The organism is Mycolicibacterium sp. 624 (assembly GCF_040548615.1).
Taxonomy (GTDB): Bacteria; Actinomycetota; Actinomycetes; order Mycobacteriales; family Mycobacteriaceae; genus Mycobacterium.
In genome coordinates this window covers 479,766-504,769 of sequence record NZ_JBEPRZ010000002.1, presented here as the reverse complement: position 1 = coordinate 504,769, position 25,004 = coordinate 479,766, and the positions used below count along the sequence as shown (strand labels likewise).

Annotated in this window: 23 protein-coding genes; 7 read left to right on the top strand and 16 right to left on the bottom strand. The window is 66.2% G+C overall.

Annotated elements, in window-relative coordinates; genetic code table 11:
* Positions 1-50: 50 nt before the first annotated feature.
* The 7 genes from ABIA65_RS09380 to ABIA65_RS09350 all read right to left on the bottom strand — a co-directional run bounded on the left by ABIA65_RS09380 (position 51) and on the right by ABIA65_RS09350 (position 8,109).
* Complete coding sequence (locus ABIA65_RS09380) at positions 51-755, bottom strand: response regulator (protein WP_241403578.1); 705 nt, start codon at positions 753-755, stop codon at positions 51-53.
* Positions 752-2,320, bottom strand: a complete 1,569-nt coding sequence (locus ABIA65_RS09375; RefSeq protein ID WP_241403579.1) for a sensor histidine kinase — start codon at positions 2,318-2,320, stop codon at positions 752-754. Before ABIA65_RS09375 ends, ABIA65_RS09380 begins: the two co-directional genes overlap by 4 nt.
* An 82-nt stretch (positions 2,321-2,402) precedes the next feature.
* Complete coding sequence (locus ABIA65_RS09370) at positions 2,403-3,395, bottom strand: GGDEF domain-containing protein (RefSeq protein WP_354523344.1); 993 nt, start codon at positions 3,393-3,395, stop codon at positions 2,403-2,405.
* Positions 3,396-3,410: 15 nt separating this feature from the next.
* Positions 3,411-3,851 carry a hypothetical protein gene (locus ABIA65_RS09365; protein WP_241403581.1) on the bottom strand — a complete coding sequence of 147 codons (441 nt, stop codon included), beginning with the start codon at positions 3,849-3,851 and terminating at the stop codon, positions 3,411-3,413.
* Positions 3,852-4,029: 178 nt separating this feature from the next.
* Positions 4,030-5,448 (bottom strand): purine-cytosine permease family protein, encoded by a 1,419-nt coding sequence (locus ABIA65_RS09360; RefSeq protein WP_241403582.1) that lies wholly within the window; start codon positions 5,446-5,448, stop codon positions 4,030-4,032.
* Positions 5,449-5,509: 61 nt separating this feature from the next.
* Entirely contained in the window at positions 5,510-6,925 is a 1,416-nt protein-coding gene (locus ABIA65_RS09355) for a C69 family dipeptidase (RefSeq protein ID WP_354523343.1), read from the bottom strand.
* Positions 6,925-8,109 carry a glycerate kinase gene (locus tag ABIA65_RS09350; RefSeq protein ID WP_354523342.1) on the bottom strand — a complete coding sequence of 395 codons (1,185 nt, stop codon included), beginning with the start codon at positions 8,107-8,109 and terminating at the stop codon, positions 6,925-6,927. Before ABIA65_RS09350 ends, ABIA65_RS09355 begins: the two co-directional genes overlap by 1 nt.
* A gap of 88 nt (positions 8,110-8,197) precedes the next feature.
* On the opposite strand from ABIA65_RS09350, the gene ABIA65_RS09345 reads away from it, so the two are divergent.
* From ABIA65_RS09345 to ABIA65_RS09335, 3 genes are all read left to right on the top strand, one after another.
* Entirely contained in the window at positions 8,198-8,857 is a 660-nt protein-coding gene (locus ABIA65_RS09345) for a GntR family transcriptional regulator (protein WP_241403585.1), read from the top strand.
* 116 nt (positions 8,858-8,973) lie between these two features.
* A complete protein-coding gene (locus ABIA65_RS09340) occupies positions 8,974-10,362 on the top strand; it encodes a cation:dicarboxylate symporter family transporter (protein WP_354523341.1) in 1,389 nt (462 codons plus the stop codon).
* 146 nt (positions 10,363-10,508) lie between these two features.
* Positions 10,509-10,826 carry a hypothetical protein gene (locus tag ABIA65_RS09335; protein ID WP_354523339.1) on the top strand — a complete coding sequence of 106 codons (318 nt, stop codon included), beginning with the start codon at positions 10,509-10,511 and terminating at the stop codon, positions 10,824-10,826.
* A gap of 18 nt (positions 10,827-10,844) precedes the next feature.
* Here ABIA65_RS09335 and ABIA65_RS09330 read toward each other — a convergent pair whose 3' ends face one another.
* Entirely contained in the window at positions 10,845-11,159 is a 315-nt protein-coding gene (locus tag ABIA65_RS09330) for a hypothetical protein (protein ID WP_354523338.1), read from the bottom strand.
* Between the two features lie 77 nt (positions 11,160-11,236).
* Positions 11,237-11,560 carry a hypothetical protein gene (locus ABIA65_RS09325; protein ID WP_354523337.1) on the bottom strand — a complete coding sequence of 108 codons (324 nt, stop codon included), beginning with the start codon at positions 11,558-11,560 and terminating at the stop codon, positions 11,237-11,239.
* Positions 11,561-11,715: 155 nt separating this feature from the next.
* Here ABIA65_RS09325 and ABIA65_RS09320 point away from each other — a divergent pair, with 155 nt between their 5' ends.
* Positions 11,716-13,347, top strand: coding sequence for a fatty acid--CoA ligase (locus tag ABIA65_RS09320; protein WP_354523336.1), 1,632 nt, complete (start codon positions 11,716-11,718; stop codon positions 13,345-13,347).
* A gap of 90 nt (positions 13,348-13,437) precedes the next feature.
* Complete coding sequence (locus ABIA65_RS09315; RefSeq protein ID WP_354523335.1) at positions 13,438-14,637, top strand: IS30 family transposase; 1,200 nt, start codon at positions 13,438-13,440, stop codon at positions 14,635-14,637.
* A 73-nt stretch (positions 14,638-14,710) separates the two neighbouring features.
* On the opposite strand, the gene ABIA65_RS09310 is transcribed toward ABIA65_RS09315, so the two are convergent.
* From ABIA65_RS09310 to ABIA65_RS09295, 4 genes are all read right to left on the bottom strand, one after another.
* Positions 14,711-15,910: a lipid-transfer protein gene (locus tag ABIA65_RS09310; RefSeq protein ID WP_354523334.1), complete on the bottom strand. Its 1,200-nt coding sequence runs from the start codon at positions 15,908-15,910 to the stop codon at positions 14,711-14,713.
* A 52-nt stretch (positions 15,911-15,962) separates the two neighbouring features.
* Positions 15,963-16,301 (bottom strand): DUF732 domain-containing protein, encoded by a 339-nt coding sequence (locus tag ABIA65_RS09305; protein ID WP_354523333.1) that lies wholly within the window; start codon positions 16,299-16,301, stop codon positions 15,963-15,965.
* 102 nt (positions 16,302-16,403) lie between these two features.
* On the bottom strand, positions 16,404-18,173 hold the full coding sequence (locus ABIA65_RS09300; protein ID WP_241403593.1) for a serine/threonine-protein kinase: 1,770 nt from the start codon (positions 18,171-18,173) through the stop codon (positions 16,404-16,406).
* Between the two features lie 101 nt (positions 18,174-18,274).
* Entirely contained in the window at positions 18,275-19,420 is a 1,146-nt protein-coding gene (locus tag ABIA65_RS09295) for a BTAD domain-containing putative transcriptional regulator (RefSeq protein WP_241403594.1), read from the bottom strand.
* A gap of 87 nt (positions 19,421-19,507) precedes the next feature.
* Between ABIA65_RS09295 and ABIA65_RS09290 the strand changes: the two genes are divergently transcribed.
* On the top strand, positions 19,508-20,557 hold the full coding sequence (locus tag ABIA65_RS09290; protein ID WP_354523332.1) for an NAD(P)H-dependent amine dehydrogenase family protein: 1,050 nt from the start codon (positions 19,508-19,510) through the stop codon (positions 20,555-20,557).
* Between the two features lie 19 nt (positions 20,558-20,576).
* On the opposite strand, the gene ABIA65_RS09285 is transcribed toward ABIA65_RS09290, so the two are convergent.
* Positions 20,577-21,620: a zinc-binding dehydrogenase gene (locus ABIA65_RS09285; RefSeq protein WP_241403596.1), complete on the bottom strand. Its 1,044-nt coding sequence runs from the start codon at positions 21,618-21,620 to the stop codon at positions 20,577-20,579.
* Positions 21,621-21,766: 146 nt separating this feature from the next.
* Positions 21,767-22,828, bottom strand: coding sequence for a 3-deoxy-7-phosphoheptulonate synthase (locus ABIA65_RS09280; RefSeq protein WP_354523331.1), 1,062 nt, complete (start codon positions 22,826-22,828; stop codon positions 21,767-21,769).
* A gap of 169 nt (positions 22,829-22,997) precedes the next feature.
* Here ABIA65_RS09280 and ABIA65_RS09275 point away from each other — a divergent pair, with 169 nt between their 5' ends.
* On the top strand, positions 22,998-23,924 hold the full coding sequence (locus tag ABIA65_RS09275; protein WP_354523330.1) for a patatin-like phospholipase family protein: 927 nt from the start codon (positions 22,998-23,000) through the stop codon (positions 23,922-23,924).
* Here ABIA65_RS09275 and ABIA65_RS09270 read toward each other — a convergent pair.
* On the bottom strand, positions 23,913-24,959 hold the full coding sequence (locus tag ABIA65_RS09270; RefSeq protein WP_354523749.1) for a patatin-like phospholipase family protein: 1,047 nt from the start codon (positions 24,957-24,959) through the stop codon (positions 23,913-23,915). The genes ABIA65_RS09275 and ABIA65_RS09270 overlap by 12 nt on opposite strands.
* Positions 24,960-25,004: the final 45 nt, after the last annotated feature.

Below are 25,004 nucleotides of genomic sequence, written 5' to 3'. Positions count from 1 at the left end.
ACCGTCGCTCAGCGAGCGTAAGCGCGCCGAAATCGCATGTGGGGCCGACGTCACCGCCACTGGTAGCGGGTCTTCGGTCGACCGGCCTTGCCGTAATCGGTGTTCCTGCTGACGGTTCCGTCATCGGCGAGCCGTTCGAGGTACCGCCACGCGGTGACGCGCGAAACCCCCACTCGTTTGGCCACCTCGTCAGCGGTCAGCCCGTCGGCGTGGTCGCGCACCGCCCTCGCAATGTCGTCATTGGTCTGAGGCGCAGCACCCTTGGGCGCAACCGACTTGTCTGTCGCGACACGCAATTCGGCGAGCGCGCGGTCCACCTCGGTTTGGCTGGCCGCGTCCACACCGGCGGGTAGTGCCATGCGGTAGCGCCGGTAGCGCTCGAGTCTGTCGCGGAACGCGGCAAACGTGAACGGTTTCAACAGATAGGCCAGGGCGCCGTGGGCCACCGCCGCGCGCACCATCTCCAGATCGCGCTCGGAGGTGATCGCGATGATGTCGGGCGCCGGACGCAACCCGGCCAGCGCTGAGGCCAGGCTGATCCCGCTCGCATCGGGCAGGCCGAGGTCGAGGAGCACCAGATCGACGGGTGCCTCACCGGCGGAGGCCTGCGTCGCCGCCTGCATCGCCGCCCGCGCGGTGTGCACCACTGCCACGGCCGAAAACCCCTCCAGGCGTTCGAGATACGTGCGATGTGCCTCCGCGATCAGTATGTCGTCCTCGACGATAAGGACGTTGATTCGCTTGGCGGGTGTCATCGCGCACCGCCGGGCACCGTCACGGTCACCACCGAGCCGTACGTGACATCGGCTGTGAGGGTGCCCGCGTGGCGTTTGACCACCTGAGCGACCAGTGCCAGGCCCAGGCCGTGCTGTTCGGTGTCGCTGTCCGACTTGGTCGAGTACCCCCGCTGCATCGACCGCGCGAACGTCTCGGCGTTCATACCGGCCCCGCTGTCGGCGACGCGGATCAACAGTTCGTCATCGCCCTGGCTGATCGTGACCTCCACCCACGGATTGTCACGGTCGCAGGCGTCCATCGCATTGTCGACGAGATTGCCCAACACGGTGACCATCTCCTGCGGGGACAGTGGGATGTGGTCGGTGTCCGACGGCAGATGGGTCTCCTCGGTGACCGTCAACTCGATGCCGCGCTCGTCGGCCTGGGCCGTCTTGCCCAGCAGCAGTGCCACCAACGCGGGTTCGCCGACGTCATCGGAGAGCCGGTCCACCAGGTGTTGAGACAGGGCGAGTTCCTCGGTCGCGAATCTGACGGCGTCGTCGGGTCGGCCCATCTCGACCATCGTGATGACGGTGTGGAGCTTGTTGGCGGACTCGTGGGCCTGCGCCCGTAGCGAGTCCGTCAGAACCTGCAGCACGCTGAGTTCGCCTAGTGCGCCCTGCAATTCGGTGCGATCACGGATGGTGACGACCTCCGCTCCTGGCGAGTCGGCAACCTGCGACCGGTTGACGACGAGTACGCGGTCCTCGGTCACGTGCACCTCGTCACGCACGCCGGGGTCGTGAGTCCGCAGGAACTGCGGCAGATCGGAGGTGGCGACCTGCCCCGGCGGTAACCCGAGCAGCCGGCGGGCCTCGTCGTTGACCAGCACCACCTCGCCGTGGTCGAGCACGACCAATCCCTCGGACACCGAGTGCAGGATCGCGTCGTGGTGCTCGTACATCACCCGCAGCTCGTCGGGCCGCAGTCCGTGCGTCTGGCGCAGTAGCCGGCGACGTATGGCCCACACCCCGACCAGCGACAGCGCCAGCGCACCGAGGCCCACCACGGCGATCGTCGGCCACTGTCCGCGCCAACGTTGGGCCAGGGTCTGCTGTGTGATGCCGGCCGACACCAACCCCACCACGCGCCCGGAGGCGTCGTGCACGGGCGCGATGGCGCGCACCGACGGACCCAGCGTGCCGGTGTAGACCTCGGTGAACGTCTCGCCGCGCAGTGCCGGTTCGATGGTGCCGAGGTACTTGCCGCCGATCTGATCGGGATCGGTGTGAGTGAAACGGGTGCCGTCCGTCGACATGATCGTGATGAACGCGATATCGGTGTTGGCGCGCACCGCTTCCGTCATCGGCTGCAGAACCTCTGTGGCCCTTCCGGTTTCGATGGCCGAGGCAGTCGACGGTGCGTCGGCCAGCGCCGTGGCGATGCCGATCATCTGTTGGCGGGCGGCCTCGTCGCCGTCGCGCCGGGCGTCGAGCAAGGCCAGTGCACTGCCCGCCAGCACCACCACGGCGATCACCACGATCTGAAGGGCTATGGCCTGGCCGGCGAGCGAGCGGGGCCACGGGACCGGCTGTCTGCGCATCGCACCTCCGCTGGCGTTGTCACACCTGAACGAATGAACTCCTACCCAAGTGGAGGGTACGGGGCGGAAGGGCCTAGTTCGATTACGCGCTCGCGGCGCTTCCAGAGTCATCACGCAGCGGCCGTCCCCGGCTCTGATACAGCGCGGCATCGGCCTGGGCATACAGTTCCGCGATGTTCGCGTTGAGCGAGGTCTGCGTCGCCGTGCCGAGGCTGACCCCCGGCGTATTCAGCCGGATGCTGCCGACGAACTTCTCGACGACCTCGGGTTTTTCGCCGGCGATGCAGGCGGCGAACTCGTCGCCCCCCAATCGGGCTAAGACAGCGTGTCGAGGCACAGCTCGTCTCCAGTGGTGTGCGTACTCCGTGATGCGACGGTCCCCGGCTTGATGCCCGTATGTGTCGTTGAGGCCTTTGAGGCCATCGATATCGAGGGCGACGACAGTGACGGATACACGGGCCGCCCGGGAGCGCGCCAGCAGATCGGTTGTTCCGATCTCCCAACCCGCGCGATTGAGGAGGCCGGTCAGGGGGTCTGTGCATGCCGCGGTGAACATCGCGCGCATGAGCAGACCGAAGGACTCGGCGGCTCCGGTGATCGCGACGACGATGATAAGAAAGGTGATGACGCCAACGTGCGCTGCCGGGGCGACGGCGACGGCGATCACGCAGGCTGCGGTGAGAGAGGCGATCAACAACCAGGCATTGCGAGGTGAGTGGAACGCCCGTAGATACATCGCCAGGAACATCGGCCCGATCAGGCAGACATACTCGGCGGTCATCGAAACATGGAACGCCATCACGATGGGGGTGGCCGCCACCGCAGCCAGAGTCGCCAACACGAGCTGTTCGGGCTTGAGGGCAAGGGACACCAGTGCTGCCGCGCCGAGCACGATGGCGACGATTCCCCCGACCGGGTTGCCGTAAGTCAGGTCGGTGCGCACCGGGAACAGCGTGAAGACGACCCCGTACACATAGAGAAATGTCGTAGCGGCTAGATAGATTCGCAACAACCGCACTCGTTGGTTGCCGTAGATGCGGCTATCTGCGCCGGCGCGCGCGCTGAGGCGATACATGACGCTGCCTGCCGTCTACGGACCGACGTAGAGGTAGCGGCCGGGCGCCTTCGCCACTGTGCACGGCAGCGCGTTGTGGGCGACGAGAAGCTCGCGCATTCGATGCGACACCGACTTCCTATCGGAGTCGGACACCGTTGCCGCTGCGCGGATTTCGTTGACGAGATCAAGGGACCAGCCCTGCTTCACGATGGTGTCGAACTGATCGTCGGTGAACTCTGCGAACGTCTCACGTAGTCGTAACCGAGCCTGCAGAGCGTGAGTATCGGCCAGAGCGAAGCCCATCTCCGAGGCTGTCTCGTGGGTGGCCGCAGTGATCAACTCGTTCAACGCGACCACGTCAGCCGCAGCACAGTCCAGTTTCTGCTCGGGCTCTGTGGCCCTGACGCGGTGCATTACGTCAGTGAGTTGATCGACAACACCGTCGATCACCGCATCTCGCTCGCTGGCTTGCACCAGACGATTCTATCGGCGCGGCTCGACGCGTCTGGCGTTCTCAGTACCTCGTGCCGCACCCCGCGCCTTGGGGCGTTTCAGCACAGCCCGCCGCTGCACCGTGGCCGTCGGCATGAGCGACGATCGTCATGACGTCACTCGAGCTGAGCGCCGACGCACTCTTGGGTTCGCGTGCAACTCATTCGTGTTGCCCAGAGACTACTTTCTCTGGCTCACCAGCCGGGGTGTAGTACCGGCCCTTCGTCGCTGCGGTCATGCCGATGTGAATCACCGGGCCGACGAACATCGCCACGAATGATGCGTAGGCAACGGGATACACCCCGAGGATTCCGAGTGCGCCGATGAGTACCGCGACGCCCAACGCGGTCAGCCCGCACGGATTCCATTCCCGTACTTCACCCTCGCGATACTCAATTTGCTCGGTGCGGCCCAGCTTGAGCCAGCGCCGGCAGATGAAGTAGTCAGCCAGGATGATCAGTACCCACGTATTGGTGAGTACGCCGGTGATGGCGAGGAACGTGCCCAGGTGGTTGATCACGTTGGTGGCGTAAAACACCACGCCGAACAACCAGACCGCGAACATCCACCAGGGCCGGCCGGGCCGGAAGTGGGCGATGACGTCGAACCCGCTCGACAGCGTGATGGACCCGCCGTAAAGGTTCATCACGTTGATTCGAATCTGGGTGATCAGCACGAAGATGACACCCGCAAGACCCATCAGATGAACGAAAACGAAGCCGGGATCCTGTGCCTTCTCTTCGCCGAACTCTCCGACCAGAGACGCGCCCAGCATCGCTCCGAGGAAGATGATGGCGAACATGGGGATTAGTTCGAGCAGCATGATCGACGACGTGCCACGGTAGCGGATGGTGCGTTTGGCGAACCGGCCGTAGTCGGTGGCCATCAGACCCTGGAAGATCATCTGCCCGTTGGCGAAACTCATTGCCGTCCACAACGCCGCCCCGCCCGACATTCCGGTAGCAGCCCAACCGCTCGGGCCCACGATGTCGTGCTTGGAGCCCAATTCGATCAGCGCCCACACCAGTAGGCCGATGAAGATGGGGAATCCCCAAGTTTGTAGCGCGGACATCGCATACATGCCGCGCCACACGAAGCCGATGGTGACCAGGCCGATCAACGCGAAGATCGCGATGCCGGCGAGCGAGCCGATGGGGATGTCGAAGTAGTACGCCAGGGCGTGCGAGACGATCGTGCCCTCGAACAGGAAGTAGTAGACGAAGTTGATTGCGTAGATGAACGACGTCACCGCCGCCCCGCGGCTGCCGAAGCCTAGTCCGCGTGAAATTAGGCTCTGCGACAACCCCTCTCGGCTTGCCATGCGCATCGTGAGCGCGCCGATGAGGATGGCGCCAAAGAAGAAGTAGCTGATAGGGAGCAGCATCATTGGCCAGCCGACCAGGAACGTCTGTTGCGCCCCGAACGAGAAGAAGAACATTGCCGTGGCGTTGCCCAGCAGCACGAGGCTGATGGCCGGTATCGGCCACCTCTTGTTGTCGGGCACGCGATCAATCGCATAGCTCTCGATCTGGTCGTCAATCGAGGCCTCTGGACCACGGAAGACGTTGCGTATTGACATGACACTCCTTGCTTCAGGCGCCGATTCGGCGCGGTGAAGGTTCTGACTGATATGAAGGCGGTTAAGCGGAAGTTGCGGGTGTCCAACGCGGATCGATCGGCAGGCCGAGGTCGGTGTCGAAGAACTCGAGCAGATCTGCCACGGTGGCGGTGGCAGTGTCGAGGCAGTCTCTGGTGAACGCCTCGAGGTCCCGCGGATTGTTCGGCAGTGCGGGTATCGCACTGCGCCAACGAGTTTCAAGCGGATTGAAGGCACTCCTAATAACCTGCGCGCGGCCGGTGAAGTCGTTGCTCACAGGATCCTTGGCTGCGTCCAGGAGTTGCTGCCACTGCCACCACGACGACGCGGAATCGAACGTCGCGAGTGAACTCCGCCTCGGATCCCATGAGTTGTTGGCGGCCATCGGCAACTGCGCTCCATCGGGGAGCCGAGGCGCGTCGACGAAGAATGGTAGGTACACGCCGGTGCACGGGGTAACGGGGCACCACCACAGGGCGACGGGCCGCTGTGGGTCGTCGTGCAGTTCAACGACGAGAGATGCGGCTGTGTTTCCCCAGGTGAAGCCCGACGGATGCTCGTGCATGCACAAGGTGAGGAAGTCTGGCCGGGACGCATCGAAAGTTGGCCCACCCAGGAAGGTCCCCTCGAGATGGTCGCGCAGAATTGCGAACGCCCCGGCCACGTCCAATCCGCCCCGATCGCGCGCAGCCGTCAGCATTGCCTCAGCGCGCCGCCGACGGATGTGTGAGACCTGCAACGGGGTGGCGGGATCGGTGTAGGCGTCGGCCACGTCAAAGGTTTGGCCGGCCGGAAACCAGCCGGCATCGACTGCCTGGCGGCAAAGACCCTCGCTGGTCGAGTCTGCATCTGTGCGGATCGAGATCTCGTTGCTGATGGCATAGGTGCCCTGCGTCACGTGCCGTGCCGCCCACTCGGAGCCCGCCGTCTCGAGGATCCACGCCTCGGTTGGGTCTGCGATGAGATACGCATTGTCGTAGGAACCCGATCCGTGGTCCTTTGCGACAATCGCCGAACCCCACTGCCCATATTGCTCGAGCAGATCGGTCATCACACCGAGTGCTTCTCGTGCGGTGGCGCCGCGTTCCAGGCCGAGCCGGACCAATTCCATGCCGAGCAGCCCGGGTTCGGGACCGCTTCCGCTGCGATCGGCGGCTACCGCCGCCGCCCAGGAGCGCGTGAATAACGCCTCGTTGCCGATCGCGACTCTGTGCTCATTGACCCCGATCTCATATCCCCAACACCAGAACGGCGCCGACCCGACGTGTGCGTGGGCATCGGCATCATCGATGGTCACGTACGCCAGCCGCAACGGGTCACCTGCGCTACGGGCCGCGCTACGCCGCAAGGGTTGGGCCTCGCCTGCCGGGCGGTCACTGTTCTTGCCGAAGATCGTGGCCCCCGCGCGGGTCGCACCGGGCAGCGCGACGAATGTGTCACAGCTCCATGGTCGTTGCATTAGCGAGCTCCTTCGAATTCGATGTGCTGGCCCGGGGAGAATCGGTCCAACGACTTCGCGACGGCGTGACGGACCAGGTGGGCCGTCAGCGCCGGGTCCTCTGCGCACCGATGATCGATTTGGTCGATCGCCACCACGTCGGCAAATGGGCCGTTGCCGTCGGGTTGGTCAAGGCGATTGGTGCCCACAATGGCCAGCGCAGGTACGCCAAGATCGGCGGCCAGCCTTGCGACCATGACCGGCCCCTTGCCTCGCAGGCTCTGGGAGTCGAGGCTTCCTTCCCCCGTTAGCACCAGATCGGCATCGGCGAGCACGTCGCGTGCACTGAGCATGTCCAGGAATAATTCTGCGCCGGAACGTAATTCGGCTCCGATTAACATTCCGGCCCACGCCAGGCCGCCGGCCGCGCCGGAGCCGGGCGCCCGGTGCAGACCGATTTTCCTGAGGGTGGGCTCGACCGCGTCGGCCAGATGCCTCAGCGCCAAGGACAGCAATCGAACACCGCTGTCGTCGGCACCCTTTTGAGGGCCGAACACCTCGGCCGACCCGTCCGGGCCGACCATGGGGCTGTCGACGTCGCACGCCATCGTCATCTGCGTGGTGGCCAGTCGGGGGTCCAGCCCGCTGATGTCGACATGGGTCACCGACGGCAAAGCCCCGCCACCCACCCCGACCGGTGAACCAGATGCACCGAGTAGTCGTACACCCAGCGCGGTGAGCATTCCCGCGCCACCGTCGGTGGTCGCGCTGCCGCCGAGTCCGACGGTGATGTTCAGAAAGCCCTCGTCGAGCAGGGCGCGAATGACCACGCCGACACCCACGCTGGTAGCGGCGAGCGCGTCAGCGGGTGTCAGATGGGCGCCACCCATTCCGCAGATCGTTGCCACCTCGATGATCGCCTTCTCGTCCTTGACCGCGACGCGGGCGGTGACCGGTCGGCACCAGGCGTCAACACTGGGCACGCGCTGCTCAGTCCACCCGGATCGCAGTGCTGCGTCGACGCTGCCATCGCCTCCATCGGCGATGGCGAGGGGGACGGCCGCTTCCGCTGCGCCCACGTCAGCGCATCCGCGGGTCATCGCGGCGACCGCTTCTTCAGCGGACAAGCTGCCCTTGAACTTGTCAGGTGCGAGAACGATCCGGGTGAATCCCAATGTGTCCTCCGTCTCAGAATTGTTCGTCAAGTTATCACAGCCATCAAGTCTTCTTGTCGGTGGTTTCGCTGCCTCGCAGATATTCTGAGATCTCACATGCGCTGAAAGGACCGTTGGCATGCCGCTCGAACTCAAGACGCAGTCCGTCGGGGAAGCACTCATCGTTTCGTTACGCGAGCGCATCCTCACCGACGACATCCCCGCCGGTAGGCCGGTGACTGAGGCCTCGGTGTCCAGCGACTATGGGGTCGCGCGACAGACCGCAAAGGCCGCAATCGAGCACCTCGTAGCCGAGGGCCTCCTACAGCGCACGGCCCACCGAAGTGCGCGAGTGCCGATCTTGGACGAGAGCCAGGTAAAGGATCTCTACTTCGCGCGCCGCTTCCTGGAGAGCCACGCCTACGGCCTGCTCGCGCGGGATCGACGGCTCGCTCACACGGTCGTGACCGCGCACGAGACGTTCAAGCGTGCTGCCAATGAGGGCGACGTCGTCACCGTTGTGGAGGCCGACATCCGTTTGCACACTTGCCTAGTGGGGAGCCTGGGCAGCCCGCATCTAGACCGCGCACACTGCCTCGTCGTCAACGAAATGCGCCTATGTCTGGCGCAGGTGCAGAGCCACCACCTGCTCGATCCCGTCGAAATCCACGCCGAGCACGATGCGATCTTGAAGGCCATCGTCGACGGTGACGCTAACCGTGCGGCACAACTTGGAGACCAACACCTCGACCATGCCGAGCGGCGATTGCTCGAACACCTCGCCACCCGCGAGCGCTGACGTACCCCAGGGGGCGGCCTGTACTAAATGAACTAAATCGTGACCTGGCTCACTTCTGGGAACACCATCCTTGCAGACCACATCGAACCGATGCGCTGCGAGCAGGAGGAACTCCCATGGCCACCCATCCGGACACATCCGCACCCCCGGACAACGAGAAGTCGGGGAAGCGGGACCGCACGCACTGGCTCTACATCGCCGTGATCGTCGCGGTCATCGCCGGTGTCGCCGTCGGTCTACTGGCCCCAGAGGTCGGCAAGAGCGTCGGCGTTCTCGGCACCATGTTCGTCAACCTGATCAAGATGATGATCGCGCCAGTCATCTTCTGCACCATCGTCTTGGGCATCGGATCGGTGCGCAAGGCCGCCACCGTCGGCAAGGTCGGCGGGCTGGCATTCGTCTACTTCCTGGGGATGTCGACGTTCGCCCTGGCGATCGGTCTGGTGGTCGGCAACCTCCTGCACCCGGGCACCGGCATGCATCTCACCGAATCCGCGTCGGGCAAGGGCGCCGAACTCGCCGAGACGGCCCACGAGGCCGGCGGTTTGGTGGACTTCGTCCAGGGCATCATCCCGGACACGCTGTTCTCGGCGCTGACCGCCGGCAGCGTGCTTCAGGCATTGTTCATCGCCCTGCTGGTCGGATTCGCGCTGCAGGGAATGGGCACCGCCGGTGAGCCGGCGCTGCGGGCGATCGCGTCGCTGCAGAAGCTGGTGTTCAAGGTCCTGGTGATGATCCTGTGGCTGGCTCCGATCGGTGCCTTCGGTGCGATCGCCAACGTCGTCGGCCAGACCGGCTGGACCGCCGTCACCCAGCTGCTCGGACTCATGCTGGGCTTCTACATCACCTGCGTGGTCTTCGTGTTCGGCGTGCTGGGAACGATCCTGCGGGTGGTCGCCGGGGTGTCCATCTTCAAGCTCGTGCGCTACCTCGCCCGCGAGTATCTGCTGATCGTGTCGACATCGTCCTCGGAGTCCGCGCTGCCGCGTCTGATCGCCAAGATGGAGCATCTCGGCGTCGAGCGCACGACGGTCGGCGTGGTGGTGCCCACCGGTTACTCGTTCAACCTCGACGGCACCGCGATCTACCTGACCATGGCGTCGCTGTTCATCGCTGGCGCCCTTGGCGATCCGCTGTCACTGGGTGAGCAGATCGGTCTGCTGGTGTTCATGATCGTCGCCTCCAAGGGCGCCGCCGGGGTCACCGGTGCGGGCCTCGCCACATTGGCCGGTGGGCTGCAAGCCCACCGCCCCGATCTGCTCGACGGTGTCGGCCTGATCGTCGGTATCGACCGGTTCATGTCCGAGGCGCGCGCGCTGACCAACTTCTCGGGTAACGCGGTGGCCACGATCCTGGTCGGGTCGTGGACGCACACCATCGACAAGGACCGCGTCGATGAGGTGCTGCGCGGCGACGATCCGTTCAACGAGCTGACGATGGTCGACTCCGACCACGACGCGCGCGTCGAAGAGCCAAGGCAGGAGCGAGTCCCCGCCTCGGTGTAGGGCGCGTCACGACGGACCCGGTCAGGTCAGCCTGGCCGGGTTCCGTCGTGTCGGTGGGCTGCCGAGGTGAACCGGACGGCGCCACGTCTCGTTCTCCAGGTGAACGGCTACGTCAGCCGGAACGGTCGGGGAGAAGGAGATTCGACATGCGTGCCGCACCCTTGAGCATTCTCGCGCTGGGCGCCGTGGCCATCGGTGTGCTCGTCGCTCCGGCGGCACTGGCCGCGCCCGGCTCGACATCGGCGATCGTCACCATCGGCCAACTCGAGGCGCAGGGCTTCGACGTCCGGGTGGATCGCATTGGTAGCGCACCACTTTCGGAGTGTGAGGTCACCAGCGTCCGCAACCCGCAGGAACAGACCCGGCTGGTCCGCGTGGACGGGGGACACGACGACCGCGACCGCTTCATCGAGGTGGTGGTGCGACGCTCCATCACGGTGTCGTTGGACTGCTCCAGCCGCTGAGCCTCGCGGAGACCGGCGTCAGCAGATCAGCGACACCGACACCGTCTGATTGGTCTGCGGGACGAGGATGCGGTCGCCACCGAGGCCGGGGCCGACGTAGGGCACCAACTGCGATACCGACTGGGGGTTTCGCACACTGCTGACGGTGCACGAGTCGATCGGGCCGGTGCCGATCTTGTCGAGCGTCACGGTGTAGCCCTGGGACTGAAGACGCGAGATGACCTCGCTCGCGGACTCCTCGTCGGCGCCTGCGACACCCGCCGTGGCGAGTGCGGCACCGAGGACCCCGGCCGTCGCGATGACCATCGGCGTGACCGCCCACCTACTACGCATCCGCGCCTCCTGTCGTGTCCAACCCATCATTCCCTAGTTAACCCGCGGTGGGAACCGGAGCGGCTCCGCGCGGGCGGTCAGCCGGTGCAGTCCAGCGACACCGAGATCGACTGGCTGACGACCACCTCGATGAGTCGGTACTTCCGGTTGCCGTTCTCGTCCGGCTTGCCGTAGTAGTCGCGAATGGTGTCGGTCTGGACCTGCGGGTTGCGCACGCTGGTGACGACGCAGTCGTTGATCCGGCCGTTGCCGACCCGGTCGACGTTCACGGTGTAGCCCTGCTCCTGCAACCGGCTGATCGTCTCCTGCGGCGTCTCGTCGGCGTGGGCCACGGCGGCGGGTCCCAGCAGTACGGCTGCGACGGAAGTGGCGAATGTGGCAAGAAATAATGACGGACGCATGGTGCGCCCCCTATCTGCTGAAATGTTGAGCCTATTCCCCTTGTAGATCGTCGACGGCTACCGATTCGTTCCACCGGCGCGAAGCCGGCTGTGACGGAACCGCCGACACCGCCGGTCCCCGGCGATAACATCGCGGCCAACCGAAGGGTGGAGTGATGCTCAGCACAATGCAGGACGTCCCATTGACCGTTGCCGCGATCCTGCGACACGCAGTCGGTGTGAGCGGTGACCGCACCGTGACGACCGCGATGGGTGACGGGCGCTACCGCTCGACCAGCTACCGCGAACTCGGCGAGCAGGTCGGTCGGCTGGCGAACGCGTTGCGTGGCCTGGGCATCACGGGTGACGATCGGGTCGGCACGTTCATGTGGAACAACGCCGAGCACCTCGCGGTCTACCTGGCGGCCCCGTCGATGGGCGCGGTGCTGCACACGCTCAACATCCGGCTCTCACCCGAACAGATCGCGTTCATCGCCAACGAGGCCGAGGACAAGGTGATCGTCGTCGACGTGTCGCTGACGGCCCTGCTGGCGCCCGTCCTCCCGTCGCTCGAGACCGTGCATACCATCATCGTGGTGGGCGACGGCGACCTGGCGCCGCTGACCGCCTCCGGTAAGACGGTGCTGCGCTACGACGAGGTGCTGGCCGGTCAGTCGCCGGACTTCGACTGGCCGGAGCTGGACGAAACATCCGCTGCGGCAATGTGTTACACCAGCGGCACAACCGGAAACCCGAAGGGTGTCGTCTACAGCCACCGGTCGACCTACCTGCACTCGCTGAGCTCCTGCACCACCAACGTGCTCGGCGTCGGCGTCGGCGACTCGGTGCTGCCGATCGTGCCGATGTTCCACGCCAACGCCTGGGGGCTGCCCTATGCCGCGCTGATGGCCGGCGCGGATCTGGTGATGCCCGACCGCTTCATGGACGCGGTGTCGCTGATCGACCTGATCGAGACCCGCCGCCCGACGGTGGCCGGGGCGGTGCCGACCATCTGGAATGACGTGCTTCACCACCTGGAAGGCCATCCGGGCCATGACATCTCGTCGCTGCGCCTGGTCGCGTGCGGCGGCTCGGCGGTGCCCCGGTCGCTCATGGAGGTGTTCGAGCAGCGCTATGGCGTACGGATCCAGCAGGCATGGGGGATGACCGAGACGTCCCCGGTCGCGACGGTGGCGATTCCCGTGCCGGGCGTCTCCGAGGAGCTGCACTGGGCGCTGCGCTCCTCCCAGGGCCGTCCGGCGTGTGGTGTCGAGGTTCGGATCGTCGATGACGAGGGAGACCCGATGGCACACGACGGCAAGGCCGTTGGCGAGATCGAGGTCCGCGGCCCATGGGTGACCGGGTCCTACTACCTCAACCGTGATGAGTCCAAGTTCGACAACGGCTGGCTGCGCACCGGTGACGTCGGCTGCATCGACCCGCTCGGCTACGTGACGCTCACCGACCGCGCCAAGGACGTGATCAAGTCCGGCGGGGAGTGGATCTCGTCGGTCGAACTGGAGAACCACCTGATCGCGCACCCCGCGGTGCTCGAGGCATCGGTCGTCGGCGTGCCCGATGACAGATGGCAGGAGCGGCCGCTGGCCGTCGTCGTCCTCAACGAGAACGCGCAGGCCACACCCGCCGAACTGCGGGAGTTCCTGGCCCAGCGCGTCGTCCGGTGGTGGCTGCCCGAACGGTGGACGTTCATCGACCAGGTGCCCCGGACCAGCGTCGGCAAGTACGACAAGAAGACCATCCGCGCCCGTCACGCCGACGGGGGCTACGAGGTGGTCACCCTCAGCTGACCGAACACCCGCCGAACGTGAGGAAGATGGCGACTTCCGAGCCGCATCTTCATACGGTCAGTGCAACATCCATGGATTTGGGAGGTTGCCGTGCCGAGTGGGTATCCGCATCCGCGTTCGACGCGGCGGGAGTTGTTTGATCGGGTGTGTCAGGGGGCGCCGCTGATCGAGACGGCCCGTCAGATGGGCGTGTCAACGACCGCGGCGTGGGTGTGGTGGCGCAACGCTGGAGCGATGAAGCTTCTGTGGGGCGGCAACATCGAACGAGGGCTGGCTGAGCAGGGAGATCCTGACGGTCCGGGTGGTCGGGGTCATCGACTGAATCTGGATGAGCGCATCGCGATCATGCGTGGTGTCGATGCTGGGCTCAGTTGTGCTGCGATCGCCGCCCAGATCAGGCGTGACCGCAGCACGGTATGGCGCGAAGTGCGCCGCAACCGCAACGCTGATGGGGACTACCACGCCAGGATGGCCCACAGCCGGGCCGCGCAGAAAGCCAAGCGGCCCAGAGGGTTCAAACTCGATGACCCCGGGCTGTGCGCCCAGATCGCCGAGTGGATGGATCAGGGGTGGAGCCCGAAACTGATCGCCGAGATGTTGGCCCACGATTACCCCGGTGACAGGCTGGCACGGGTGAGCCACGAAACCATCTACACCAGCCTGTACGTGCAAGGCCGCGGCCAGCTGCGCGCAGACCTGCACAAGCAGTTGTCGACAAGAAGAGCGGCGCGCAAAACCCAGGGCCGTACCGAGCGGCGCGACAAGTTCAATGGTGTGCTCACCATCAGCCAGCGACCCGCCCAAGTCGAGGACCGGGCCGTGCCCGGGCATTGGGAGGGGGACCTCATTCTGGGCGCCCGGGGCACAAGCGCGATCGGCACGCTCGTCGAGCGCAGCACGCGATTCACCATCTTGTTGCACCTGCCCACTGACCACACCGCCGAGTCAGTGGCCACTGCGATGATCGAGACGATGAGCGAGCTGCCGGCCCATCTGCGTCGCACCATCACGTGGGACCGCGGCAGCGAAATGGCCCGATGGCAGGACATCTCGCTGCAGTTACAGACCCCGGTTTACTTCTGCGACCCGCATTCACCCTGGCAACGCGGCTCCAACGAGAACACCAACCGGCTACTGAGGTTCTGGTTCGAAAAGGGCACCGACCTACGCGTGCACACCAAAGACGACCTCAAACGAATCCAAGACACCCTCAACAAGCGCCCCAGACCCACCCTCGACCTCGACACACCCGCAGACCGCCTCGCGACACTCCTCAGCCAAGCCGCCTAAACCGCCACCGTTGCACCAACCAATTGACTTTGAGAGCGGAAGGTCGCCATCTTCTTCACGTTCGAGGGAGGGGTTACCTGTCGGCGCGCTGGTAGGCGGTGACGACGGCCGCGCCGCCGAGGCCGATGTTGTGCTGCAGGGCGGCGGTGACGCCGTCGACCTGACGCTTGTCCGCGGTGCCGCGCAGCTGCCAGGTCAGCTCGGCGCACTGAGCCAGCCCGGTGGCGCCAAGCGGGTGACCCTTGGAGATCAGGCCGCCCGACGGGTTGACCACCCAGCGTCCGCCGTAGGTGGTGTCACCGTCGTCGATCAGCTTGGGTGCCTCGCCCTCACCACACAGGCCCAGGGCCTCATACAGCAGCAGTTCGTTGGCCGAGAAGCAGTCGTGCAGCTCGATGACCTGGAAGTCCTCGGGGCCGAGCCCTGACTGGGCGTAAACCTGTTGGGCGGCTTGCACGTTCATGTCATAGCCGATGATGTTGGCGGCGCTGCCGTCGAATGTGCTGGCGAAGTCGGTGGTCATCGACTGGCCGACGATCTCCACGGCCTGGGCGGCGAGCCCGTGCTTGGCCACGTAGTCCTCGCTGACCACGATCGCCGCGCCCGAGCCGTCCGAGGTCGGCGAGCACTGCAGCTTGGTCAGCGGGTCCGAGATCATCCGCGCGCCGAGAATGTCCTCGAGCGAGTACTCGTCCTGGAACTGCGCATACGGGTTGTTGACCGAGTGCTTGTGGTTCTTGTAGCCGATCTTGGCGAAGTGCTCGGCGGTGGTGCCGTACTTCTTCATGTGCTCGCGACCCGCGGCGCCGAACATCCAGGGCGCCACCGGGAATGCGAACTCGTCGATCGCCGCGAGCGCCTTGACGTGGTTGCCCAGCGGCGACTCCCGGTCCTGCGCGCCGCCACCAAGCGAGCCCGGCTGCATCTTCTCGAAGCCCAGCGCCATGACACAGTCGGCCAGCCCGCCGCGGATGGACTGCGCCGCCAGGTAGAGCGCCGTGGATCCCGTCGAACAGTTGTTGTTGACGTTGACGATCGGGATACCCGTCATGCCCAGCTCGTAGAGCGCCCGCTGCCCGGACGTCGAGTCGCCCGAGCAGTATCCGACGTAGCCCTGCTCGACCTCGGTGTAGGCGATACCGGCGTCCTCGAGTGCCTTGGTGCCCGACTCCTTCGCCATCTGCGGGTAATCCCAGCCCTCGCGGCTACCGGGCTTCTCGAACTTCGTCATACCCACACCCACGACGAAGACGCGGTTCTTGGCTTTCGGCATTGCTGATCCCTTCGCGACGCTGCGTTTCTTGCAACTTACAACGCGGCCGGGATCACTCGAACAGGTCGGTGTGCTCCGGGCAGTAGTTCTCCACGGCCGAGACCACGAACACCGCCGCCTGATGTTCCGAGAGATCGGTGTAGGTCAGGATCTCGCTGCCCAGGTCCGGCAGGGAGACACCGTCGTCCAGTGCTGCGCAGACGTAGTGCCCATTGGAGATCGCCGTGGCCGGACTGTCGAATCCGATGCCCTCGGCGCTGATGGCGTCGAGAAACGAGGCGTCCGATGAGCGCAGCGCACCGGCGGTGCCCGCCAGCCCGAGCGCGGCCACACCGAGCGCACCCGCCATGAGCGCTGTTGCGACGGTGAGCCCGATCCGAATGCTGAACATGGGTGCTCCTGGTGATGTCGTGTCGCTCCGGGTGTTCCCGGACTGACATCACCATCCGTCGGACCTCTTGAGGAATTCTTGTCGAATCCTTGGTGCCCGCGACTAGCTGTAGTTCAGCCACCAGGTGTGTAGCTCGTCGATGTTGGGGCCCTGCACGTCGGCGAGTAGCAGTTCGTCGTTCTGAGTCCACATCACGTCGGCGTTGCCCTGGTAGGTACCGCACGCGACCTGCCCGGCCACCACGTCGGGTGAGCGCTTGTAGTTCCAGTCCGCCGGCGAGTCCATGTCACTTCCGGGACACGCGAAGATCTCCTCGTTCTCGGCGGCGGAGGCGGCGAAGTGCTGTGCCAGCTGATCCACGTCCGCGAACAGCGAGTACCTGGCCGCGTGCGGTCCGCCGGGTTGCGTGGACAGACCGCAATCGACGGTGGCGAGCGCGCCGGGTGCCGGCGGCGACGCGACCTCGCAGACGCTCGTCGGGTAGCCCTGCGGAACCAGCGCCAACAGCTGGGCGCCGTACGAATCCGGGTTGCCCGGCTCGTCCGTGGGCCTGGTGCGTGTGGGCGAGGAGCGCTCGCTGGTCGACTTCTTGGTGCTCGTCATCGGCGTCGTCGGACCCGATGCCTCGTCGTCGGACTTGACCACCAGGAAGATGCCAAGGGCGGCGATGAGCAGCATCGCGACGCCACCTATCGCGGCAAGCGGAATCCATGGAACCTTGCTCCCGCCTGGGGGAGTCGACCCTGGCGGCGGATTCCACGACGGTGGCCCGCCGGTGCCACCCGCAGTCGGCGGTGGAGGCGTGTACCCGGCGAAGCCGTAGGGCTGGCCCGGCGGGGGCGGCGGGGGCGGCGGTGTCGCAGCGCCGTACGGGGCAGGTGCCACTCCGTAGGGCTGGCCCGGTGGTGGTGGCGGGGTCGCCCCGGATTGCGGTATCAGCAGTCCCGGTGCGGCCATCGTCGCGTTCTGGTCCAGCGGCAGCGCCGGGGTCACGGCGCCCTGACCGTGCTGCAGGATCGTCTCGGCCTGATCCTGGTCGCGCGCCGTCAGCGCCGAGGTGGCTGCCATCGCCAGGTCCCCGGCCGACACGAACCGTTCGTCGGGCTTCTTGGCCATACCGCGCGCGATCACGTCGTCGAATGCGGAAGGGATGCCCGGCCGTTCGACGCTGGGCTGTGGAATCGGCTGCATCAGGTGGCCGGTGATGACCATGCTGACGCTGTCACCGGTGTACGGCTGCGACCCGGCGAGACACTCGTAGAGGACACACGCCAGCGCGTAGACGTCGGCGCGGTAGGTGACCTCGTCGGTGGTGAACCGCTCGGGAGCCATGTACGCGTAAGTGCCTACGGCGGTGCCCATCTCGGTCAGCTTCTCGTCGCTGGCCGCGTTGGCGATGCCGAAGTCCACCAGATAGACGAAGTCGTCGTGGGTGACCAGGATGTTCTCCGGCTTGACGTCGCGGTGCATGATGCCGCTCTCGTGCGCGGCGTCCAGCGCGGACGCGATCTGACGCACGATCGCCACGGCACGCGCGGGCGTCATCGGCCCGAAGTTCCTCAGCAGCTTGCGAAGATCGGACCCTTCGATCATGCGCATGTCGACGAACAGCGTGCCGTCGACCTCGCCGTAGTCGTGGATGGGTACGACGTGGGGCTCCTGCAGGCGGCCCGCCGAATGGGCCTCGCGCTGCAGTCGCTTGCGGAACACCGGGTCGTGGGACACGCTCTCCGGCAGCAGTTTCAGGGCGACGACGCGGTCCTTGACGGTGTCCTGGGCCTCGTAGACCTCGCCCATGCCGCCCTTGCCGATGAGCCGCACCAGGCGGTAGGGCCCGAACTGGGTGCCTTCACGTGAATTCGGCTCGCTCATCTGCCCCGTTCCCCTCGACCAATGCCAACGTCGGCACCTGCCTGGCGTGCCAGCTAGCACCCTAGTGCCAGGGGTGGGTCCGCTACAGCGGAACATGCCGGTCAGGGCTCTGCGTGACCGCCGACCTCGAAGGTGAAATCGTGGTCGCAGATGCGAATGCGGTCCCCGCCGCGGAGGGTGGCCGTACGGCGAATCCGCTGGTCGTTGACCTCGAGGCCGTTGGCCGAGCGCAGGTCGGTGATGACGAAGCTGGTGCCTGTGTCGATGATGACCGCGTGGTGCCTGCTGACGTTGGGGTCGTCGAGCACGATGTCGTTGTGGGGCAGGCGGCCTATGCGCGTGGCCGCGGCGAGCAGCGGATGAACGCGTCCGGCCGTCGCACCGGCGGTGGCGCGCAGGTGCGCCAGCGGGGTCTGGTCATCGACCGCGGTCCGCAGGCCGATGTTGTCGATCTTGTGCACCGCCGTGGTCTGCGCGGCCTTCCTGGCGTTCAACGGTTCCTGGCGCAGGATCCGTTCGTGCAGTGTGCGGATGGTGGGCCCGGGATCGATGCCGAGATCGTCGGCGAGTGTCGTCTTCAGCCGTTGGTGGGCGTCGAGTGCATCGGACTGCCGCTCGGTGACGTAGTAGGCGGTGATCAACTGCGCCCACAATGGTTCCCGGTACGGATGCGCGGCGACGAGAGCCTCCAGATCGCCTATCACCGCGTAGGCGCGGTTGCAGGCGATCTCGGATTCGGCTCGCGCCGTGTGTGCGACGACCTTGTCCTCCATCAGTGCGGTGGCGAACGGGTCGACGAAGTCGAAGTCCCGCAGGTCTTCGAGGACAGCGCCACGCCACTCGGCGAGTGCGTTCTCCAGGTGCTCGCTGGCTTGCTCGAATTGGCCTGCGGCGGCGGCCTGCACGCCAGCGGTCTTGTGTGCGACGAACCGGCCGATGTCGGTGTCGGCGTCGGCCACCGAGAGTCGATACCCGGGCGGGGCGCTGGCCAGAACGGTCTTCGCGTCGAGTCCCACCCCGGCGAGTAGGCGTCGCAGATTCGAGACGTAGGAGTGCAGGCTGGCCTTCGGTTCGGCCGGCGGGTACTGCTCCCACGCCGCGTTGACCAACGACTCGCTGCTGACGGGCCGGTTGCGGCTCATCACCAGCATCGCCAACACCGCCCGCTGCTTGGGTGTACCAAGCGGCAGCGGTGCCCCGTTGGCCGTCACCTGCAGCGGGCCGAGAACTCCGAAGTCGAGAATCATCGGTGTTGATTGTGCAGTCCGGAGCCGCCGAGTGGTGTAGAGATTAATTAGAACGTGTTCCAGTTTTGCCCTCGAGAGGAGACCCGGATGACGTTGCGAGTGGTGCAGTGGGCGACCGGCGGGGTCGGCGTTGCCGCGATCAAGGGGGTTCTCGAGCACCCGGATCTGGAACTCGTCGGGTGCTGGGTGCACTCGGAGGCCAAGAGCGGCAAGGACGTCGGCGAGCTGATCGGTGGGGAGTCGCTCGGGGTGACGGCGACCAACAGCGTCGACGAGATCCTGGCGCTCGACGCCGACGCGGTCATCTACGCGCCGCTGATGCCGAACCCCGACGAGGTGGCGGCGCTGCTGCGGTCGGGCAAGAACGTGGTCACCCCCGTCGGCTGGTTCTACCCGGGGGAGAAGGAGGGCGCTCCGTTGCGCGCCGCCGCGGTCGAGGGCGGAGTGACGCTGCACGGCACAGGCATCGCGCCCGGCGGTATCAGCGACAAGTTCCCGCTGATGATGTCGATAATGTCCACCGGCTTGACGTTCGTTCGCGCCGAGGAGTTCTCCGACCTGCGCACCTATGACGCACCCGACGTGCTGAAGTACGTGATGGGTTTCGGTGACACCCCGGAGAAGGCGCTGACCGGACCGATGCAGAAACTGCTGGACGGTGGCTTCATCCAGTCCGTGAAGATGATCGTCGACAAGTGCGGGTTCAACATCGACCCGAAGATCCGGGCGACCCAGGAGATCGCGGTGGCGACCGCGCCCATCGACTCCCCGATGGGAGTCATCGAGCCCGGCCAGGTCGCGGCCCGAAAGTTCCACTGGGAGGCGCTCGTCGGCGCCGAGGTCGTCGTCAGGGTCACGGTGAACTGGTTCATGGGTGAGGAGAACCTCGATCCCGCATGGACATTCGGGCCCGAGGGGCAGCGCTACGAGGTCGAGGTGAAGGGCAATCCCGATATCACGGTGAGCTTCAAGGGATTCCAGTCAGAATTCGGTGACGAGGCCCCGGAGTCCGGAATCGTCGCCACTGCCGCGCACTGTGTGAACTCGGTGCCCGCGGTGTGCGAGGCGGTCCCTGGCATAGTGACCTACCTCGACCTGCCGTTGATCAGCGGTAAGGCGGCGCCGGGGCTGCGCTAGCGGGCACATCCCAAATTCGTCAGGGCGCGACCAGGATTCGGATCGGGTCTCCGTCGGCCTTGTCGAGCTTCTCTATACCCAGCCTTACGTCCTCCAGTGACACCACGTCACTGATGGACCGCGAAAGGTCCAGGCGGCCGCGCGACACCAGATTCGCCAACGTGGCGATATCGGCGTTCTGGTAGCCGAGGTGGCCGAGTACCTGTCGTTTGAAGAGGTTGAACATCGAGGTGGGCCCGATCGTCGGTGCGTCGGCACTCATGCCGACACCGACCAGTCGCCCACCGACCGTCAGGCTGTTCAGGGCCTGCTCGAACGTGGAGGCCAGCCCGACCGCGTCGAATGCGACGTCCAGGTTGCGACCGTCGGTGACCTCGAGAATCTTGTCGTGCAGCTTCGGATCGCCGGCCTCGAACGCGTAGTCGGCGCCGACGGCGAGCGCCCGATCCAGAATGGAGGGTTTGATGTCGACGGCGATGATCGGCGCGGCCCCGACGAGGCGAGCCAACTGCACCATGTGGGTGCCGAGTCCGCCGACGCCCCACACCCCTACCGACTCACCGACCCCGACGTTGGCAGTCCGCACGACGGCCCCGAACGGCGTGGAGACCGCATCCGCCAGGATGGCCGCCTGCTCCATCGCCACGTTGTCCGGAACCCTGGTGAGTCCGAACGCCTGTGCCACCGTGTACTCGGCCCACGCGCCGTCATACGCGAAGGCCATCAAGCGGATCCGCAGGCAGTTGGACACGTCACCACGCCGACAGTTGACGCAGTCCATGCAGGGCCTGCCTGCGGCGACGACCACCCGGTCGCCCTCGGCCCAGCCGGTGACGCCTGCACCGAGCTTCGCGATGGTGCCCGACGCCTCGTGGCCCTGGGTCACCACCGGCAGTTGGGCGGGGAAGGTGCCGTTGATCAGGCTCAGGTCGGAGTGGCAGATACCGCAGAACGCGACCTTGACCAGCACCTCCCCCGGGCCCGGTTCAGGGATTGGAACGCTCTCCACCGCAATCGTCTTCGTGTCGGCGTAGAACCGCTGGGCCCGCATCGTGTCAACCATGTCGCTCCCGTTCGTCGCAGGCGGCGATGGCTCGATGCCGCCCCTGCCATCATGGCGCAGCCGCGGGTCTGTGGGCTACCTTCCGCGAAACTGACGAAGTGGCTGCTACTGCACGGATTCGCGCAGCCATTTCGTCGGTTTGGGCGCTAGGCGGACCCGCCGCCGGCGAGCGTGCGCAGCACCAGATCGGTTGAGTCCCAATCCATGCACTTGTCGGTCACCGACTGTCCGTAAGTCAGCGGAACGGCCTCGGGTGCCTGGGCCCCGCCGACCAGGAAGCTCTCCAGCATCACGCCGCTGACCGGCAATCCGTCGCGCACCAGCTGCGCCACCTCGGTGGCGACCGCCGCCTGGCGGATGTGGTCCTTACCGGAATTGGCGTGGCTGCAATCGATCACGACACGTCCGGGCAGCCCGGCCTTGGTCAGTTTGGCCGCCGCGACGTTCACCGACTCCGCATCGTGGTTCGGGCCGTCGGTGCCCCCGCGCAGGATCACGTGGCAGTCCTCATTGCCCGCGGTGCTCACCACCGCGCCGCGTCCGAGATCGTCCATGCCGAAGAAGACGTGCTGGGCGGCAGCCGCTTTCACGCCGTCGACGGCGACCTGGATGTTGCCATCGGTGCCGTTCTTGAACCCGACCGGCATCGACAGGCCCGACGCCAGCTGGCGGTGCACCTGAGACTCGGTGGTACGGGCGCCGATCGCCCCCCACGCCACGGCATCGGCGATGTACTGCGGGCTGGTCGGTTCCAGGAACTCACACCCCACCGGCAGGCCGATGTCGATGATGTCGAGCAGCAGTTGTCGGGCGACGCGCAGACCGCGGGTCACATCGAACGTGTTGTCCATCCCCGGATCGTTGATCAGACCCTTCCACCCGGTGGTGGTGCGAGGCTTCTCGAAGTAGACGCGCATCACGATCTTCAGCCGATCGCGCAGGTCGTCGGCGACCTTGACCAGCCGCCGGGCGTAATCCAGTGCTGCGGCCGGGTCATGCACCGAGCACGGTCCCACCACAACCAGCAGGCGATCGTCGCGGCCGGCGAGGATGTCGGCGATCTCATCGCGGTCGCGGGCCACCCGCTCAGCGCGCGCGGCCCCCAGCGGGAACTCGGCGAGCACGTCGTGCGGGCTGGGAATCGCGCTGAAACTTCGGATCCGCCGGTCCGACGTCGTCGGCGGTGTGGCGATCTGCGCCAGGTTCATGTTTGGGTGCCTTTCTGGTGGGGGCACCGCAGTGAGTCCGGCGCCCTTGAATGACGAAAGGCAGCGACCTGATGGTCACTGCCTGGGCTCCGGGTGGATGCGTGCTTAGTGCTGCGCTTTATCGGCTCCGCCCGGAGCCTGGATAAAGCGCCAATAGCTGGCACGCACGATGGTCACGCGGCCCAGGCTACACCGCCGTCTGAGTCCGGCAGGAATCGGGCGTTTGGCACACTCGACTTCCGTGACCAAACGTGGACTCGTACTCGCAGGTGGGGGACTGGCTGGCATCGCCTGGGAGACCGGCATCCTCTGCGGTATCGCCGACGTATCGCCGCTCGCGGCGTCGACGCTGCTGGCCTCCGATGTTCTACTCGGCACCTCGGCGGGGTCGACGGTCGCCGCGCAGCTGGGCAGCGGCGCGACCCTTGAGGATCTGTTCGCCCGCCAGATCGCCGAGACATCCCACGAGATCGACTCGGGCGTCGACATCGCAGCCATCGCCGATCTGTTCGTCACCGCGATGCTCACCCCGGGTGCCACCACGGAGCAGAAGCTGCAGCGGATAGGCGAGATCGCGCTGTCAACCGAGACCGTCGCGGAGCCCGTGCGCCGCCAGGTGATCGCTCACCGACTGCCGTCACATGACTGGCCACAGCGGGTGTTGCGGGTCACGGCGATCGACGTGGCGACGGGTGAGCTGGTGGTGTTCGACGGCGACTCCGGGGTGCCGCTCGTCGACGCGGTCGCCGCCAGCTGCGCCGTTCCTGGTGTCTGGCCGCCGGTGACGATCGCGGGCCGCCGCTACATGGACGGCGGTGTCGGTAGCACCGTCAACACGGCGGTGGCGGCTGACTGCGAAGTTGTGGTCGCGCTGGTGCCGTCGGGGCAGAACGCGCCGTCGCCGTTCGGTGACGGCGCGGTGCGCGAGATTGCGGAGTTGGGCGATTCGGCGCTGGCGGTGTTCGCCGACGACGACGCGTTGGCCGCGTTCGGCCGCAACCCGTTGGACCCGGCGTGCCGGATCCCGTCGGCGCACGCGGGCCGGGCCCAGGGCCGGCGCGAGGCACAGCGGGTGGCGGAGTTCCTACGACTCTGACGTGTCGGCGGACTCCGACGTGCCGGGCGATGCTTTGTCGGGCGACGCTTTGTCGGGCGACGCCGTGTCGAGGTCGATGAACGTGTCCAACGCCAGCGCCGCGAGTTCCTGGCCGATGTCGATGACTTCGTTGGCGCGGTAGTACTCCAGGCTGCGGGCCGCGGTGCGCGGCACCTCGATGAGCAGATCTGGCGGGTAGGAGGCCAGCGTGTGCCGCATGAGCGCGGCCTGCGCGATGTCGATGGCTCGGTTCATCACCTCGAACCCGCCGAGCCTGGGGATGGGCATCGGGTCGGCGTCGGTGATTGGGTCGCCGTCCACAACCTCCGACGTGCTGAATCGGCTCATCACGGAGCGGGCTGCCGGAGTGTCGAGAAGTGTTCGCGCCGAGGCGGTGTCGAGCAGCGCTGTCGTGCTGCGCCACATCCGGCTCAGAATCTCCGCACTCGACCGTTGCCCCGGCTCGTCACGATGCAGGTCGTGGCCGGTTGGGTCATCGCCGTTGAGGCTGACGGCGATTGTCACATCGGCCCTGACCGCCGCGAGTGGCGCCATCGGCAGCGGATCGAGGATGCCGCCGTCGGCGAGGAGCCGCCCGTCGAGCACGTGCGGGCTGATGACGCCGGGGATGGCGATCGACGCCCGGATCGCGTCCACGACGGGACCGCGCTGCAACCACACAGACCGTCCGGTGACCAGGTCGGTGCTGACCGACGTGTACGGGATCGGCAGGTCCTCGATTGCCACGTCGCCGAGGATCTCCCGGACGGCGTCCAGGATCTTCTCGGCGCGCAGCACGCCCGCCGCGGTGAGGGACGGATCAAGCAGTCGCAGAACTGCGCGCTGCGTCAGTGAACTCGCCCAGGTGGTGTAGTCGTCGAGCTTGTCGGCCGCCTGCAGTCCGCCGACCAGCGCGCCCATGGACGACCCGGAGATGCCGACGATGTCGTGCCCGCGATCGCGCAGCTCGTTGATAACGCCGATGTGCGCGTAGCCGCGCGCGCCGCCACTACCGAGCGCCAGTGCCACCCGCATGGCAGTCATCGTCCCACCAAGCATCGCCAATCGCGCGCAGAAGCA

Bases quoted from the DNA above. Each gene is read 5' to 3' on its own strand.
- ABIA65_RS09380 (WP_241403578.1), bottom strand. From the start codon at position 755: ATGACACCCGCCAAGCGAATCAACGTCCTTATCGTCGAGGACGACATA.
- ABIA65_RS09375 (WP_241403579.1), bottom strand. From the start codon at position 2,320: ATGCGCAGACAGCCGGTCCCGTGGCCCCGCTCGCTCGCCGGCCAGGCC.
- ABIA65_RS09370 (WP_354523344.1), bottom strand. From the start codon at position 3,395: ATGTATCGCCTCAGCGCGCGCGCCGGCGCAGATAGCCGCATCTACGGC.
- ABIA65_RS09360 (WP_241403582.1), bottom strand. From the start codon at position 5,448: ATGTCAATACGCAACGTCTTCCGTGGTCCAGAGGCCTCGATTGACGAC.
- ABIA65_RS09355 (WP_354523343.1), bottom strand. From the start codon at position 6,925: ATGCAACGACCATGGAGCTGTGACACATTCGTCGCGCTGCCCGGTGCG.
- ABIA65_RS09345 (WP_241403585.1), top strand. From the start codon at position 8,198: ATGCCGCTCGAACTCAAGACGCAGTCCGTCGGGGAAGCACTCATCGTT.
- ABIA65_RS09340 (WP_354523341.1), top strand. From the start codon at position 8,974: ATGGCCACCCATCCGGACACATCCGCACCCCCGGACAACGAGAAGTCG.
- ABIA65_RS09335 (WP_354523339.1), top strand. From the start codon at position 10,509: ATGCGTGCCGCACCCTTGAGCATTCTCGCGCTGGGCGCCGTGGCCATC.
- ABIA65_RS09330 (WP_354523338.1), bottom strand. From the start codon at position 11,159: ATGCGTAGTAGGTGGGCGGTCACGCCGATGGTCATCGCGACGGCCGGG.
- ABIA65_RS09325 (WP_354523337.1), bottom strand. From the start codon at position 11,560: ATGCGTCCGTCATTATTTCTTGCCACATTCGCCACTTCCGTCGCAGCC.
- ABIA65_RS09320 (WP_354523336.1), top strand. From the start codon at position 11,716: ATGCTCAGCACAATGCAGGACGTCCCATTGACCGTTGCCGCGATCCTG.
- ABIA65_RS09310 (WP_354523334.1), bottom strand. From the start codon at position 15,910: ATGCCGAAAGCCAAGAACCGCGTCTTCGTCGTGGGTGTGGGTATGACG.
- ABIA65_RS09305 (WP_354523333.1), bottom strand. From the start codon at position 16,301: ATGTTCAGCATTCGGATCGGGCTCACCGTCGCAACAGCGCTCATGGCG.
- ABIA65_RS09300 (WP_241403593.1), bottom strand. From the start codon at position 18,173: ATGAGCGAGCCGAATTCACGTGAAGGCACCCAGTTCGGGCCCTACCGC.
- ABIA65_RS09295 (WP_241403594.1), bottom strand. From the start codon at position 19,420: ATGATTCTCGACTTCGGAGTTCTCGGCCCGCTGCAGGTGACGGCCAAC.
- ABIA65_RS09290 (WP_354523332.1), top strand. From the start codon at position 19,508: ATGACGTTGCGAGTGGTGCAGTGGGCGACCGGCGGGGTCGGCGTTGCC.
- ABIA65_RS09285 (WP_241403596.1), bottom strand. From the start codon at position 21,620: ATGGTTGACACGATGCGGGCCCAGCGGTTCTACGCCGACACGAAGACG.
- ABIA65_RS09280 (WP_354523331.1), bottom strand. From the start codon at position 22,828: ATGAACCTGGCGCAGATCGCCACACCGCCGACGACGTCGGACCGGCGG.
- ABIA65_RS09275 (WP_354523330.1), top strand. From the start codon at position 22,998: ATGGTCACGCGGCCCAGGCTACACCGCCGTCTGAGTCCGGCAGGAATC.
- ABIA65_RS09270 (WP_354523749.1), bottom strand. From the start codon at position 24,959: ATGCGGGTGGCACTGGCGCTCGGTAGTGGCGGCGCGCGCGGCTACGCG.